Here is a 14,703-nt window from a genome sequence, read left to right as displayed (position 1 = left end):
GTTACCAATTTTAAATGAAAATTGTTACTCTCCAAGCGTATAATTCAATTTTATACTCCACCGGCTAAATAGAAAGAAGGAAAGGCGAAATATGAAACTAAATACCTATCAAAAAGTAGCACTTACGACGTTGGGTGCTACTATTTTTCTCATTTTTGTAGGGGGACTTGTACGAGCAGCCGGGGCGGGGCTGGGATGTCCCGATTGGCCCAAATGTTTTGGGATGTGGATTCCTCCTACTTCACCGGCAGAACTGCCTTCCGGTTATGATTTGTCCCAATTTAACGTGTATAAAACCTGGACCGAGTATATCAATCGGCTTATCGGGGTTGTTATTGGACTTTTGATTACTGCTACTTTTGCACTCTCATTTAGATATCGCCAATCTAAGCCAGAAGTAATGTACAGTTCTGGTGCTGCTTTTGTATTGGTATTGGTGCAGGGCTGGTTAGGCGGACAAGTAGTAATTACGGGCTTGGATGAGTGGTTAATTACGTTGCACATGCTTTTGGCGATGATCATTATGATGGCCTTAATTTATGCAGTGTATAATGCATCGGCTGATAGGTTCACTGTACAGCTTTCATCCGATTCGAAACAAGCGTTATTTATAGTTCTTGTTATAGTAATAGTAAGTACCTTTGTACAGTTAATGTTAGGAACCCAGGTTCGCGAAGTTATTGATGTATTAAAGAATCTTGCCGAACCTCCCCCAAGAGAAAACTGGATTTCAAAAGTTGGCTTAATGGATGAGGTACATCGCAGCTTTTCCTGGATAGTGTTAATTTCTGGTGCGGCTTTATTCTATTTATCCCGATGGAGAAATAGCTCGCAGATCATCAAGAAAGTTGGGACGGTAGTATTCGGTCTTATACTTTTGCAAATTGCCACCGGGGTAGGATTATACTATCTGAGTTTGCCACCGGTTTACCAAGTTGTTCACCTGACGGGCATCGCATTTCTTATTGGATTCGAGTTTTTACTGTTGTTAATGGTGAAGAGCAACCCGGCTGCGAAGGCAAATAAGTGAATAGATTTTTGGGCCGACCTTGGGATCGATTAAACTTAGTTCCCTGGAGTATGGTCACAGGAATAGCATATTTATGCAGTATAGGTAGGCTCTTGTAGCTATTTGGTGTCCAAGAACCAATAGATGAGTCTACCTTGTAATCATGGCGTATTTTGCCCCTTAGAATTTGCGCCAGTTGTTTTTGTCAGGTCGTAGGCGTTAAGTATCATGTCCGATCGCAATCAGTCGAGTGTTAATGCAATAGCTGTTGCTCCCTTTAGACCGAGTTCTTTTCGACAATCCCCGAGCCGTTTGCTGTACGGAGGTCGTGCCCGGGACATAAAGCATCGGTATCCGGTAATTTATCTTGGCAGTGTCGTCTGTCATCGCCACCACCAGACCGTTCGGACTGGGAAGTAACAAAGATCAAGTAATACTGAGCTGTGATAGGTTGGGGGGAAGATCGAGCCAGAGAAAGCTACTACAGCTTAGCAGTCATATGATTCGGGAGCCGTGGTAACAACCTTGTTGGTAAACTCAGCTATTTTTTCTTTATAGGGATCGAAAACATGGCATTGGCCTCTGAATATAGAATGGGATTGACCGCCCCTAAGTTTTAATTCTAAGTGTGCTCTGCCGGCTCCGCGGGCGGGCAGTACATTTTGTATGGAAAATGATTCAATTTTACCCCAGTTGAAAACTTGGCAGTGAGATCGATCTGCAAACCCAATTTTATCGTTTTTTGAATCGAACCAGATGACCGGGCAAACCGGATCATTTGAAATGAGGTCTGGTGGACGGCGTCTGACACGCGGATTCTTTTTATAGTGAGAAGAAGTACTAATGGGCTCTTCAATCAATAGGCGGGATGTTACTTCAAGGTTGTCTTCATATTCTTTATCGATCAGCAGTTTGGGATACTCACGTTGGTTTCTGATGGAGAAGGAGGTATAACCTCGATCAAACTGCCAATCGCTGTCGTAGGTGTACACCAGTGAAAGGAGCATATTGTTGGCATCGAAACAAAAATTGTTTTGATCTACCCTTTCATATCTCAGGTTCTGTTGTTTGGGGAGAAAGTCTTGGGTAAGCTGCTTTTTGAGCTCATAATAACTGGTGTCCGAACAGCTTTTGTCCCGGCAGTGGGTATGAAAGTGGAGTACGGGAACATCGGTTCGGGCATTGTTAAAATAAGCACGTAAATTCATTAACTGGATATTTCCGACTCTTACCGGATATCGAAATTTTAGTAGAGTTTGGTCGTAGGGGGATTCTTCAAAATAGGTGTTGGGGTTTGATCTCAGCTCTTCATAAGTAGTATCCCAAAGTATAAACTCTGGTTGAGTAGATAGTAGCTCAAATCCTTGGTCGTAGTCATTAAAATTTGAATCTAAAATTTTATAGCTGGTACTATGTGTTCGTCTCCAGATCTCTTTCTTCCCCTTATTTTGTTGTCTGTTTATATAGGTAAAAAAGATTTTGTCGTTAAACCCCAGCTTGGAGGAAAGCGCCCGGTAGACCTTTTTGAAGCCACTATAAGTGATAGGCAAGTAGTGTTGATGGTGATCGAAAAGGAATAAAGAAACCTGCTTATTGGCATCAACAGTTACGTAAGCATACTGAATTTGGTCAATATTAACTTCAGAGCTTCCTGACAATTGCCTATTGTTGTATACGATCTTGTTATCGGCAATATACATGTGCCCTTCATCACTTTCCGTGGGAAACTGATGGTTGGAGTGATTAGTCGAATTTGCCATTATTGTTATGAGAAACAGGTTGAGAATTTATGTTATTACTAGCGTTTGTGCCTGGTGGTTGCCTTAACCGCCCGTTAGTTAGTCAAAGACATGGTCAGGCACTAGCCCTTTGACAAACTCTTCAAAAGTATGTGCCAGAAAAGTGATTTTATAGTCACTGACCTGAGCTACGTGGACGACTTGGGGGATACCTGAGAGACCACATTTTCGATAGTCCAGGGCGATCATATCGTGGCCGGCTGAGGGACAGTTTCCGAAATAGATCCCGATATTGGGATAGCCCCATTCGTCAATCATAAACTGGCTGCCCATACTTCCACACAGGGAGTAGGATTTGCTGCTGCCTATGCCCATTATTCCTGCTATGGCAACGTGGCTGGTGGCCCAGGTGGTAGACTCTTGGGTAGGGAAAGCGGTATTGCAGGGTATGCCTCCATTTTTGTATTGCATTAGTTCGATATAGGAATCCGGGAGTTTATAGCTTAGCTTGGTTTCAACCTCACTTATAGTGGCCTCATCTGCCTCTTCGAGTCGATAGGTGCTGAGAGCATATTCACATTCATCCCAGAAACTGCTCAGGTCAAAATCATTAAAAATATTCGACATATGATGAATCTGTATTCTAGTTGGTAGTTAAGAGTATGACGTCTTTATTTTAAAATTGTATTTACTCAAGTGAAAAACAGTAAGCAACAAACTTGGTGTTAAAAGCGATTTAGTTTTTAGTCATGCTTGCTATCTCTTGGACCTTAACAAACAGTTTTTATTCATGTTTTTTGTAATGGTAGGTCGCTTACCTCAAGAATTCATCCGGATCCAGGTAAAACATACGTTTCCAACCTTGTGTTTCTCCGGTAGCACGCCAGGGGTAGGGTACCAGTGATAAAATAGCATAATGTAGATGGGGCTGTTTGCCCGCAGCGTTGCCGGTATTGCCCATTGAACCCAGTACTTCACCTGCGGGTATTAGATCAGTCGTAGAAACGCCTTTAGTTTCCAAATGGGCGTAGTAGTGCACGCGCCATTTGGGTCCTAGCACAACCACTACCTTGCCTCCTTTTTCGATTTTACCGGCATATATTACTATTCCGCGTGTTGCTGCTACGATGGGCGTTTTCTCTGTCCCAAAAATATCGATGCCCTTATGCACGCCGGAGGTACCCCACGGTTCGTACCAAAATGATTGAGAATTCCAGTCACTGAAGGAGGCTCCGCGAGCCGGGATTACAGGCTCTTCGGGTATCAGGAAGCCGAGAACGATTATCGTTGACAAGCCTATGAGAGGGAATCGGGCGATCTTATAAAGTTCTTTCATACAATTATGGAGGATCCGTTGCTATTGAGGAACTTTTTTTAAGGCTTCGAGCTTGGTATCGTATTGTAAGGCCACCTCGATATCGTATAGGGTGACTTTGTACCAGCTTGACTGATTGCCAATGAGTCTGATGAGCTCATCAGTGACGTAGTTTATGTAGATAGAGGGATCTTTGTTGGTAGGAAAGTGTCTGACCAGTAGCCACTGTGTTTCTTTATCGAGGGAGATTTCAACCGGTCTGCAATAGCAGTATTTGTCATTTTCAGCGATCGAAGGTTTCGTAGCGGATAATGAATAATCAGCTTCTAAGATATCAAGCATGGTTAATAACTGTGAACTGTTCTCATAAACGATATCTGCAATAAGTTCATAGCCGTCGTTGAAGTGTCCGCCTCGGGGGGACTTGAGATAGAAATACCTACACTGATCCAGTTTTTCCCGGAGCTCACTGCTGTATTCGAGCCCAGCACCGTAGCCGATTTTCTTAGAAGAATGCTTCATTATTTGATCTGTAATATTGCTTTGATGTTATAACGACAGAGATCTTAAAGGCGGTTGCTTACCCCTGTCTTGATAAGATAGATTTCTGTATCAAATATTGATAGTATCATTATTGTTATTTGTTCCATTTGCGAGCTATAAAATGATGCAGTTTCTGTCTGGATTCTCTGGACAAGTGCCTCGCAAAAAAGCTCTCCTGTTGGTTGAATGCAATCAACTTGCTCCCGAATATACGAGACAAGGAGTTCGAGATAAAATGTAGTTTAGTGAGATTAAAGTATGAGGTAATATGACCGGGGCAGAATGTTCACCCACCTAATCTACTTTTACTATAACCCGTATACCTGTCGAGTATATCAAAGGAACATTCTGGACTTTATCAAAAAAACAAGGTTGATAAGGGGGGGCTATATAACTTTGTGAGTTACGCTCAATTTGTTCTGTGATCAGTTTACTGTTTACCCTTTTAAGGTTTTTTCTTGGGAAGGAGCTCTTCTAGTGTTTTTGGATAACTAAAAAAGAGTACACTTCTTGTGAGAACTACAGGGGTTGGTTATGATTGCGCTGGGAGTTTATTGGTATTACAAAGTATAGTCGGGAAGCCTATAAATAATAAAAGCCGATCGGAGTCTCCTCCAATCGGCTTTTATGGAAATAGCGAGCTTTTAGAAGCCTGGCATAATTTCAGGCCTGAACAAGGTATCTAACAATGTAAAGGCTACTAAAAGCGCAAAAAATGCGATAGACGAAATAAGTAGCAGGGAGTTGAACTGTTCATCCCAGTAAAGATTCATAAAGAACATTGCTACCAATGTCGCTTTAAAAATTGCGATCCCCATTGCCACAATGATATTCCAGGGTGAGGGGATATGAATATAGTGTACTCCTACAGTAAGGATTGTGAGGAAAAGTAGTGCCCCCGCAACGCCGAGTAATGTTTTGTCAGTTGATATATGATGTCCGCTCATGAGCTAAAGAAATTTTAAGTTATCAATCAATTAGGTAGAAGAGTGGGAATAAGAATATCCAGATGATATCGACAAGGTGCCAATACAGGCCCGTGATCTCAACAGGGGTATAATACTCACTGTTGAAATGGCCTTTTAAGGAGCGCCATAGCAGCCATGCCATTAATCCCATTCCTATCACTACGTGAATGCCGTGAAGGCCGGTCATCAGATAATAGAGGCTAAAGAATATGTTTGCCTTTGGATGGTCGATGCCTTCGAAAGAGTAGAACTCTCCCGGAAAGATGCCCAGGTGAAACTTGTGGGTCCATTCAAAATATTTAATGACCATAAATACACCGGCCAAGGCCAGGGTGATCCCCAAATTAATGGCAATATTTTTCTTTTGATTGAGCTGAGCCGATTTAATGGCCATTGCAACGGTAAGACTACTACCAATAAGAACTACCGTGTTAACACCACCCCAGAGCGTGTTAAGCTCCTCTGAGGCCAGTGTAAAGAGTTCAGGATACCATAAACGGTAAACGACATAGGCCGCAAAGAGTCCACCGAAAAAGAGTATTTCTGTTACCAAGAATATCCACATACCCATTTTAGCAGCATCGAACTGCTGGTCTGCATCCACAAAATGGTGCTGCATAAACCTGGATTCTGATGCGGATGATGAATGATTTGCCATAATCAGATTGTGCTAGTTTAGAAATTGAGTTTCAGTTATTCGGCAGAAAGGTCTTCGCCTTCTTTAGTTACTTCCACATCGTGACCGTGTCCATTGCCCGACTCTGCGAGTCCAAGCTGGAACTCTTCCATCGGTTTATGATAATCATAGGGACCGTTAATAATAACGGGAGTGTGATGGAAGTTATGCAGCGGGGGCATTGCAGATATTTGCCATTCCAGTGCACGGCTGCCCCAAGGGTTGGCCGGTGCTTGTTTGCCTCTGTAGATTGATTTAACCAAATAGTAGAATACCATCAGGAATCCGAGTCCTAAAATATAGGAGCCGATAGTAGAAACCTGGTGGAAAGGCTGAAACTGTTCAATGTAGTTGAAATAACGTCGCGGCATACCCTGCGAGCCCATAACAAACTGGGGCAAGAAGGTCACATTAAAGCCTACAAAGATGATACCACAGGCAATTTTAGCCATGGTTTCGTTATACATCTTACCGGTAATTTTAGGCCACCAGTAGTGCAGCCCGGCTAAGAATGCCATCACCATACCCCCAACCATTACAAAGTGGAAGTGTGCTACTACGTAGTAGGTATCGTGCAGGTGCACGTCGAGTGCAATAGATCCGAGAACGATTCCTGTAAGTCCGCCAACGAGGAAAAGGAAGAAGAAACCGAAGATATATAACAGGGGAGAAGCCAGTTTAATAGAACCTTTATAAAGGGTGGCTGTCCAGTTGAACATCTTAATTCCTGTTGGGATACCTACGAGAAATGTTAAGAATGAAAATACCATAGAAGCGAGTGTGGCCTGCCCGGATACGAACATGTGGTGCCCCCAAACGAGGAAACCGATAAAGGCAATGGCCAGGGATGAAAGGGCAATGGCCCAGTATCCGAAAATATGCTTCTTGGAAAATGTAGATATAATTTCTGAGACTACTCCGAAACCGGGAACAATCATAATATATACTGCGGGGTGGCTGTAGAACCAGAAGAAGTGTTGATAAAGAACGGGATCTCCACCGAGAGCAGGATCAAAAATTCCGATTCCCAGAATTCGCTCCATAGCTACAAGAGCAAGAGTAATAGCAAGTACGGGTGTTGCTAAAATCTGGATAATACTTGTTGCATAAAGTCCCCAGCAGAAAAGTGGCAATTTATCCCATGTGAGACCGGGCGCACGCATCTTGTGGATGGTGGTAATAAAGTTAACTCCGGTCAGGATAGAGGAGAATCCAATTACAAATACCCCAAAGGTCATGGTGGTTACCGCACCGCCTGTTGACGATGAGTAGGGGGTGTAGAAGGTCCAGCCAGTGTCGATACCCCCGCTAAAAATTGCGTAGACAGCAATAAAAGAGCCTGCCAGGTACAAGTAATAACTCAGTAAGTTTAACCTGGGGAAGGCCACATCTTTGGCTCCGAGCTGCAACGGCAGTATAAAGTTACCGAGAGCAGCGGGAACCGAGGGCACCAGGAAGAGGAAAATCATTACAGCACCGTGCAGCGTAAACAGCTGATTATAGGTGTTTGCCTCAATAAATGTTTTGGCCGGTGTCCAAAGTTCAGTACGTACCAGTAGGGCCATCAATCCACCAATAAAGAAGAAGAAGGTGATGGACGCCAGATACATAATACCGATCTTTTTATGATCGACAGTCGTTAACCACGACCACAACCCGGTTTCCTCATTCAGGTAGTGTTTATCAGGATTGTCATCGGGTTTAAACCGCTGTACCTGTATTTTGTTAAGAGTTGAGCTAGATTCTGCTGTATCCATATTACTTCAGTGTTTTGATGTATTCAATAATCGCGTTGATCTGTTCATCATTGAGCTGTCCCTGGTAAGTATTCATCACGGCAGGATAGCCTTCAACAACTTTGGCATTCGGTTCTAAAATAGATTCACGAATATAGTTTTCGTCCACAGTAACGGTAGAACCGTCGGCAAGAGGTTCTTCGCTGCCAAACGTTCCTTTCCAGGTAGGTCCAACCATCTGGCTGCCGTCGGCAGAGTGGCAGGTAGAACATGCATATTCCTGAGCAATCTGCTTACCCCATTCAGCGGGAGGCATATCGTCGGGTTTTGAAGCACCGCCTGCATTTTCGGCTAGCCAGTTTTCAAAATCGTCTTGTTCGTGAACAATGATATTGGCCAACATATTAGAATGGTCAGTACCACAATATTCGGTACAGTACACAATCGATTCACCGGGGTCGGGAGCGTTAAACCACATCTCGGTATAACGGCCCGGAACAACATCTTGCTTCAGGCGATAATCCGGTACAAAAAAGGAGTGAATAACATCATTAGAGCTCATGACAAGTTTAATGGGTCGCCCGGCCGGAACGTGTAGTTCACCGGTTGTTCGAGCCCCATTTTCATATTGAAACTGCCAGATCCATTTTTGAGCCGTTACATTGACCTCATAAGCATCATCGGGCACTACTCGCTGGTTCATGAATACCTGGTATCCCCAGCCAAATACGATAAGTACTAAAATAAGGGGGATCACCGACCAGGTTACCTCCAACTTATTATTGTGGGTGATAAGCGGTGTAACTTCATCTTCAGACTTACGCCTATATTTATATACAAAGTATACAATTACGGCAATAAGGCCGATCGTTAATGCAAGGCTGCTTAAATGAACAAACCAGAAGAGCGTGTCGGTCTGGCTTGCCAGCGTTGATTTTGCCGGTGGAAGAAATAAATCGTTAAGCGCGTCCATTCGTATCTGTTATTTGCTGTTCGTTATTTGAATATCTATGTCGTACCCACATGAAACTAAGAAAAATACCCAGAATAAGCATGGTAGCAAAGCCACCAATTTTCATTATTCGCCAGGCAACGGGTACATAGGTATTGGCATCTGCATCGTATTGGTAGCAGTAGAGTAATACTTGTTCTGCGGTGCTGCCGATATTACCGTCTGCTGCTTCATATAAGGCATTCCGCATATTAAATTCTTCAAATTTGAGACCATAAAGGTAACGTGTTATTACCCCGTTGGGGCTCAAAAAAGTGATTGCTGCGCCGTGAGCATACTGTCCGTCTTCTAATTTGCGGACGTCAAACCCAATAGCATCAGTAAGCTTTTTTATATTCTTCTTATTACCGGTGAGGAAGTGCCAACCATGTGCAGCGCCTTCCCGATCCAGTTTTTTTAAAAATCGTTGTTTGTTATCGGCGGCAAGTTTAGGTCCTTCATCGGGATCGAAGCTAAAAGTAACAATATTATATTCTGATCCGGGACTCCATTTTAGGTCTTCAACACCTTTATAAATCGCTTCTTTTACCATGGAGCACAGTTGCGGACATTCATAGTAAACCGGGTTCAAGAGTACCGGTTTGCCATCAGTAAATAAATCGCCTAATCTTACTGAGTCGCCTTCTGCTGTTGCAAAGCGCAGATCCAGCGGTATCTTTTCGCCTAATTGCTCTGTTACGCCAACATCCTTTAAGTTACGCGGCTTTTGTTTGTTCAGTTGAGCACGTGTTGTTACCGGATGTAGTAACAGGCATATTGCCGCTATTAGCCCAACATATTTCATTATACTACATACTCATTATTTATCGGCAGCTACTTTATTAATTGCACTGTCGATAGGAATTCGATAAACATCATTTTCGGCGTCTACAACACCAAAGCTATTCAGCTCTTCTTCAGCTTCACGGTTCATCTTATTTACTTGATAGTATTCACTGTCTGCAGATACACTATCTTTCAATTGCCGCTCATTAAGTTGATACATTTCAAGGAGCGCCTTCACGAAGATGATAACAAGAATAGTTCCTAAAACACTCCAGAAAACGAGGCGCTTATAGTTAAGCTTGTCATCCATAACGCCATGCGCTACAGATTCTGCTACTCTGTCATCTGCTTCTATGTCAACTTCTTGAGGAGCTTCTGTAGCCTCTTCTGCTTCTTCTTCGGAAGCAAATACTTCATCAAGATCTGCATTGTTATCAATGGCGTTTTCCAGTTCGGTAGCCCACATTAAGATAACAGAGACCGGCAGCTCATATTTATCAGAGAGCTTGTCTAAGTCTTGCTTTTGTTGATCGAGTGCCTTTTGGGCAACTTCTCTTTTAAACTCCGAAGTATAATTTTTGTCTTCGCTTGCCATGAGAATTTAAAGCTTAGTTCGCAGCGGGCAGACCCTGACTGCGTTCAACGTTTTAGCTGTTGATTGTTTTTTAGTGTTTGTTTAGTGAATCACCGAGCGTAGGATCGTTAATGGGAACCATCTTGCTTTGCTTAAAGCGATGGAAGAAGAGTCCAAAGAAGATTCCGCCGAGTCCAATGAAACTTGTGATGGTCATCCAACTTAAGTGGAAACCATGGTGATTCAATACCGGCATTACAATCCAGTAGAGCTCAACCAAGTGAGATATCAGGATTAATACAGAAATGCTGGTTACAATTTTGTAATTCGATTTTGCGCGCTTTGAAAGTAAAACAACAAACGGAATTACAAAGCGGCCGAACATATACAAATAGGCCAAGTACTCATAGCCACCGTTGAGACGCTCTAAAAACCACACGGTCTCTTCCGGGATGTTCGCATAATAAATCAATAAAAACTGGCTGAAGGCGATATAAGCATAGAATACGGTAAATCCGAACATCTGAACGCCCAGATCATAAATATGCCCCTTCTTAATCGTATTGGTAAGTAATCCCTGCTTCCACAAATACATCACAATGAGAATGAGGGTAGCAAAAAGTCCCTGGAAGCTCATTGCAAAGTAATAGACTCCAAAAATGGTGGAGTACCAGTGCGGATCAAGAGTCATTAACCAGTCGAAAGAAGCAAATGCAAGAGTAATTCCAAAGAAGAACAATCCGGGACCACTGGTGCGTCGTAATAATGTTTGGATGCCCCAATCGCCGCTTTCATCCATCTCTACAGACTTAGAGTACATGCGGTAGCCCAAAAAGCTCCAAAGGGCAAAGTAGATAAATTGTCGAATAATAAAGAAACTCGTGTTCAAATAGGGCACTTTGCCTTTCATGACCGGATCATGGGCAACAGCATCAGCATGGGTCCAGTGATAAAGGGAGTGCATACCCAGAAGTACTGGAATAATAAAGATGGCCCAAATCCACAAGTTTGATGAGATCGCCTCGGGGATACGACGTATAGCAGTACTCCAATGCGAGCGAGTTAAATGCTGTAACATCACAAAAAACAAGCTGGCCAAAGCTATACTGGAAAAGAACGAGAAGCTTACCAGGTAAGAAAAGAAGAACTGATCGTGTTGTAAGAAATATCCTACACCCGTAGCCAAGAGTCCCACGATACCCACACCAAATAACGATTTGGTTATATTTAAGTCAGAGGGGAACTCCAGTGTATCGGTTATTTTGGGCTTGCTCATAGATTAAACCAAATTATTTGTATTCGTAAAATACGTTTTAAAAGAAATTCTGTAATTATTCTGCGTTCTCGCTTAGTGACTTGATATAAGCAATCAAGGAATTGATTTTGCTATCACTTAGGTGGTCATAAGGTACCATAGAAGGGGCAAACCCTTCAGCAACTTGAGCCGATGGTTCCACAATAGCTGTGCGTAAATATTCTTCGTCTGCCACTACGGTTTCTCCGTCGGTAAGTGTACGTTCACTGCCGTAGAGATTTTTCCAGGTTGGTCCTACTAAACGGGAACCATCGGTAGAGTGGCAAGTATTGCATGCATTATTTGTAGCTATCGTTTTACCACGTTCAACAGATACCTCACCGCCGCCTTTTTGCTTCTGCTTTGCTTTTTTGGCTTCCTCAGCCTTTTGAGCTTCAGCAAAATCTTGATTTAAGGAGTCTACGTTAACATCGTACTGTTGAATCTCCTCTTCAGAAACGTTTTGACTCTTTTGAAGCGCGCGAATATAAGCCACTATAGCCCATCGGTCTTTTACATCAATTTGGGTAGCATAAGAAGGCATAGTTCGAACGCCGTTAGCAATGGCAGCGTAGTAGTAGCCATCATTGCGGTCACGAACAAAGTCTGAATGAAAATCCGGAGCCGGAACATAACCATAGTTATTAGCCATGATAATACCATTGCCATCGCCTTTGATGCCGTGACATGGAGTACAGAAGACCTCATACTGCTTTTTACCCCGGTATAAAAAAGACTTTGTTAGGTCTACGGGAATATTATCAATGTAGTCTCCATCTTTGTTGACACCTTTATAAAAGGCCTTATCGGCTTTCAGTTTTCCGCGAGCCACTGTTCCGTCCACGGGCTTACGCATAGCGCGATTGTCATCGAAGAATTCGTTCTTCTCCTGTGGTTCAAATCGTTCTTGCTGGTCCATATTCATATTAGGGTGGACAGGCTGATGCTTAAACCGTTCACCACGGCAAGAAGATAGTACCAGTGGTAGAGCAATAGCTGCAAAAAATAAGTACTTAGAAGCTTTCATCGGATCGTTGTGCAAACTAAAGATTTTTATGGTGATTATTCCGAATCGTAAACAGTTTCAATATGTGTTGCCCCGTTGTCTTGGAACAGCTTGGTAACTTTTTCCTCGGCAAAAAGGCTGTCGGTTGCTTCAATGCAAACAAAGAAGCCATCATCCGATGCCTTATCAAAGCGATCTACGTTAAACAGTGGATTGTGGAAACGAGGCAGTTTATTAAGGCCTATCATTCCAAATACCGCTGCAAAAGCAGATAATAAGACGGTCAACTCAAAAGTAATGGGGATATAGATCGGTATATTGATAAATGGTTTACCGCTTATATTCATCGGGTATTCGTAGCCCATAACCCAAACCATGAGGGTAAGTGCACCAACCATACCGATTAGGGCACCACCAAGGACAATCCAGCCAAGGGGAGATTCTTTGATCCCCATAGCTTTTTCCATTCCGTGGATCGGGAAAGGGGCATAGGTGTCAAAATCCTGGTAGCCGGACTTTTTTACAGATTCTGCCGCATCAACAAGTTCCTTTGGATTGCGGAACTCGGCTAATACGCCGTAAACGTCTTTATTTTCTGCTTCCATAGATATCAGTTACTAAACAGTTTGCTCTTGTTGAACCACAACAGGTTCAGTTTTTGATACGTCGAATTCTTTTGTTTCCTCGTCATAGTTGTGTGGATCGGCTTGGGGCATAACACCTTTAACCTCAGCAATCGCAACCATTGGTAAGAACCGCAGGAAGAGGAGGAAGAAGGTGAAGAAAAGCCCGAAAGTGCCCACGTAGGTGAGGATATCCCACAGTGTTGGGGAATAATAATCCCAGTTTGCGGGCATAAAGTCGGTAGCGAGCGATGCTACAGAAATCATGAATCGCTCAAACCACATACCGATATTTACAATAATTGAAATCACAAAAGTAAGGGCTACATTACGTCGAATTTTCTTAAACCAGAGGAACTGAGGGGTTACAACGTTACAGAACATCAGTATCCAGAAGCCCCATGCGTAGGGACCAACGACGTATAGCCAGAAAATTCCTTGTTCATAGATATATCCACTGTACCAGGCAACAAACCCTTCCATCAGGTATGCAAAGGCAACTAAGTTACCTGTTACCATCATCACGAGGTTCATTTTTTCCATGATATCGATGTTCATGATGTCTTCAAGACCGTATATCTTGCGAGCGATCAACATCAGGGTTAATACCATGGCAAAACCGGAATAAATAGCACCGGCAACAAAGTAAGGTGGGAAAATGGTACTGTGCCAGCCCGGAATAACCGAAACGGCGAAGTCAAAAGATACAATAGTGTGTACAGAAAGTACCAAGGGAGTGGCAAGACCGGCCAGAATCATATAGGCCTTTTCGTAGTGCCACCAGTTCTTAAAGCTGCCTGTCCAGCCCAGAGCGCCAATTCCATATGCAATTTTCGCCACTTTGCTTTTTGCTTTATCGCGCAGGGTAGCAAGATCGGGGATTAAACCAACATACCAGAAGAGCAGAGAAACAGTAAAGTAGGTACTTACTGCAAAAACATCCCACAACAGGGGACTGGAGAAGTTCGGCCAAGCTGCCATTTGGTTCGGAATAGGGAAAACCCAGTAGATAACCCAGATACGACCAACGTGGATAGCAGGGAAAATACCTGCACACATTACGGCGAAGATGGTCATAGCCTCCGCAAAGCGGTTAATGGCTGTACGCCAGCCCTGTCTAAAGAGGAATAAAATAGCAGAAATAAGTGTTCCGGCGTGGCCGATACCAACCCACCAAACGAAGTTGATAATAGCCCAACCCCAACCTGCCGGGTTGTTAAGGCCCCAAATTCCGGTTCCATCCCAAACAAGATAGCCTATTGCTCCTAAAAGGGTGATCAGTAAGACGTTGGCAACACCAAATGCCAGGTACCACAATTTAGGTGTGGGGGATAAGGGAGTCTTAGCAATAATATCAGTAATACTCCCAAAGGTATGGTCACCTTTTACGAGTTTTGGCTCTGGTACGTATTGGTAATCTGTGCTCATCGTAAAATTGTTGGA

Annotated in this window: 16 protein-coding genes; 1 reads left to right on the top strand and 15 read right to left on the bottom strand. The window is 43.2% G+C overall.

The window, feature by feature from the left end:
- The first annotated feature begins 91 nt into the window (after positions 1-91).
- Positions 92-1,030 (top strand): COX15/CtaA family protein, encoded by a 939-nt coding sequence (locus G3569_RS07850; protein ID WP_165267812.1) that lies wholly within the window; start codon positions 92-94, stop codon positions 1,028-1,030.
- Between the two features lie 256 nt (positions 1,031-1,286).
- Here the strand turns inward: G3569_RS07850 and G3569_RS18370 are convergent, their stop codons facing one another.
- The 15 genes from G3569_RS18370 to nrfD form a co-directional block, all read right to left on the bottom strand.
- A complete protein-coding gene (locus tag G3569_RS18370) occupies positions 1,287-1,439 on the bottom strand; it encodes a hypothetical protein (protein WP_205720081.1) in 153 nt (50 codons plus the stop codon).
- Positions 1,440-1,497: 58 nt separating this feature from the next.
- Positions 1,498-2,769: a hypothetical protein gene (locus tag G3569_RS07845; protein WP_165267810.1), complete on the bottom strand. Its 1,272-nt coding sequence runs from the start codon at positions 2,767-2,769 to the stop codon at positions 1,498-1,500.
- A 78-nt stretch (positions 2,770-2,847) separates the two neighbouring features.
- On the bottom strand, positions 2,848-3,375 hold the full coding sequence (locus G3569_RS07840; protein WP_165267808.1) for an SMI1/KNR4 family protein: 528 nt from the start codon (positions 3,373-3,375) through the stop codon (positions 2,848-2,850).
- A gap of 187 nt (positions 3,376-3,562) precedes the next feature.
- Complete coding sequence (locus G3569_RS07835; protein ID WP_165267806.1) at positions 3,563-4,084, bottom strand: M23 family metallopeptidase; 522 nt, start codon at positions 4,082-4,084, stop codon at positions 3,563-3,565.
- Positions 4,085-4,105: 21 nt separating this feature from the next.
- Positions 4,106-4,585, bottom strand: coding sequence for a hypothetical protein (locus G3569_RS07830; protein ID WP_165267804.1), 480 nt, complete (start codon positions 4,583-4,585; stop codon positions 4,106-4,108).
- A 665-nt stretch (positions 4,586-5,250) separates the two neighbouring features.
- Complete coding sequence (locus G3569_RS07825; protein WP_165267802.1) at positions 5,251-5,553, bottom strand: cytochrome C oxidase subunit IV family protein; 303 nt, start codon at positions 5,551-5,553, stop codon at positions 5,251-5,253.
- A 22-nt stretch (positions 5,554-5,575) separates the two neighbouring features.
- Entirely contained in the window at positions 5,576-6,232 is a 657-nt protein-coding gene (locus tag G3569_RS07820; protein WP_165267800.1) for a cytochrome c oxidase subunit 3 family protein, read from the bottom strand.
- A 35-nt stretch (positions 6,233-6,267) separates the two neighbouring features.
- Positions 6,268-8,007 (bottom strand): cytochrome c oxidase subunit I, encoded by a 1,740-nt coding sequence (gene ctaD / locus G3569_RS07815; protein WP_165267798.1) that lies wholly within the window; start codon positions 8,005-8,007, stop codon positions 6,268-6,270.
- A 1-nt stretch (position 8,008) separates the two neighbouring features.
- Positions 8,009-8,959 (bottom strand): cytochrome c oxidase subunit II, encoded by a 951-nt coding sequence (gene coxB / locus G3569_RS07810; RefSeq protein WP_165267796.1) that lies wholly within the window; start codon positions 8,957-8,959, stop codon positions 8,009-8,011.
- Positions 8,946-9,782 (bottom strand): SCO family protein, encoded by an 837-nt coding sequence (locus G3569_RS07805; RefSeq protein ID WP_165267794.1) that lies wholly within the window; start codon positions 9,780-9,782, stop codon positions 8,946-8,948. Before G3569_RS07805 ends, coxB begins: the two co-directional genes overlap by 14 nt.
- Positions 9,783-9,797: 15 nt before the next feature.
- Positions 9,798-10,358 (bottom strand): hypothetical protein, encoded by a 561-nt coding sequence (locus G3569_RS07800; RefSeq protein WP_165267792.1) that lies wholly within the window; start codon positions 10,356-10,358, stop codon positions 9,798-9,800.
- A 70-nt stretch (positions 10,359-10,428) separates the two neighbouring features.
- Positions 10,429-11,613, bottom strand: coding sequence for a hypothetical protein (locus G3569_RS07795; protein ID WP_165267790.1), 1,185 nt, complete (start codon positions 11,611-11,613; stop codon positions 10,429-10,431).
- 55 nt (positions 11,614-11,668) lie between these two features.
- Positions 11,669-12,658, bottom strand: a complete 990-nt coding sequence (locus G3569_RS07790) for a c-type cytochrome (RefSeq protein WP_165267788.1) — start codon at positions 12,656-12,658, stop codon at positions 11,669-11,671.
- 35 nt (positions 12,659-12,693) lie between these two features.
- Positions 12,694-13,242 carry a DUF3341 domain-containing protein gene (locus G3569_RS07785; RefSeq protein WP_165267786.1) on the bottom strand — a complete coding sequence of 183 codons (549 nt, stop codon included), beginning with the start codon at positions 13,240-13,242 and terminating at the stop codon, positions 12,694-12,696.
- Between the two features lie 12 nt (positions 13,243-13,254).
- The gene (nrfD, locus tag G3569_RS07780) at positions 13,255-14,688 is read right to left on the bottom strand and encodes an NrfD/PsrC family molybdoenzyme membrane anchor subunit (RefSeq protein WP_165267784.1); all 1,434 of its coding nucleotides are present in this window, start codon (positions 14,686-14,688) and stop codon (positions 13,255-13,257) included.
- Between the last annotated feature and the right edge of the window lie 15 nt (positions 14,689-14,703).

Origin of the sequence: Fodinibius halophilus (assembly GCF_011059105.1) — a bacterium.
GTDB lineage: Bacteria > Bacteroidota > Rhodothermia > Balneolales > Balneolaceae > Fodinibius > Fodinibius halophilus.
The sequence above is the reverse complement of the archived record's forward strand: the minus strand, read 5'-3'. Positions and strand labels throughout refer to the sequence as shown.

Coding starts and splice junctions, on each gene's coding strand:
- G3569_RS07835 (WP_165267806.1), bottom strand. CDS start 4,084: ATGAAAGAACTTTATAAGATCGCCCGATTCCCTCTCATAGGCTTGTCA.
- G3569_RS07790 (WP_165267788.1), bottom strand. CDS start 12,658: ATGAAAGCTTCTAAGTACTTATTTTTTGCAGCTATTGCTCTACCACTG.
- ctaD (WP_165267798.1), bottom strand. CDS start 8,007: ATGGATACAGCAGAATCTAGCTCAACTCTTAACAAAATACAGGTACAG.
- G3569_RS07800 (WP_165267792.1), bottom strand. CDS start 10,358: ATGGCAAGCGAAGACAAAAATTATACTTCGGAGTTTAAAAGAGAAGTT.
- nrfD (WP_165267784.1), bottom strand. CDS start 14,688: ATGAGCACAGATTACCAATACGTACCAGAGCCAAAACTCGTAAAAGGT.
- G3569_RS07845 (WP_165267810.1), bottom strand. CDS start 2,769: ATGGCAAATTCGACTAATCACTCCAACCATCAGTTTCCCACGGAAAGT.
- G3569_RS07825 (WP_165267802.1), bottom strand. CDS start 5,553: ATGAGCGGACATCATATATCAACTGACAAAACATTACTCGGCGTTGCG.
- G3569_RS07795 (WP_165267790.1), bottom strand. CDS start 11,613: ATGAGCAAGCCCAAAATAACCGATACACTGGAGTTCCCCTCTGACTTA.
- G3569_RS07820 (WP_165267800.1), bottom strand. CDS start 6,232: ATGGCAAATCATTCATCATCCGCATCAGAATCCAGGTTTATGCAGCAC.
- G3569_RS07840 (WP_165267808.1), bottom strand. CDS start 3,375: ATGTCGAATATTTTTAATGATTTTGACCTGAGCAGTTTCTGGGATGAA.
- G3569_RS07805 (WP_165267794.1), bottom strand. CDS start 9,782: ATGAAATATGTTGGGCTAATAGCGGCAATATGCCTGTTACTACATCCG.
- G3569_RS07830 (WP_165267804.1), bottom strand. CDS start 4,585: ATGAAGCATTCTTCTAAGAAAATCGGCTACGGTGCTGGGCTCGAATAC.
- G3569_RS07785 (WP_165267786.1), bottom strand. CDS start 13,242: ATGGAAGCAGAAAATAAAGACGTTTACGGCGTATTAGCCGAGTTCCGC.
- coxB (WP_165267796.1), bottom strand. CDS start 8,959: ATGGACGCGCTTAACGATTTATTTCTTCCACCGGCAAAATCAACGCTG.
- G3569_RS07850 (WP_165267812.1), top strand. CDS start 92: ATGAAACTAAATACCTATCAAAAAGTAGCACTTACGACGTTGGGTGCT.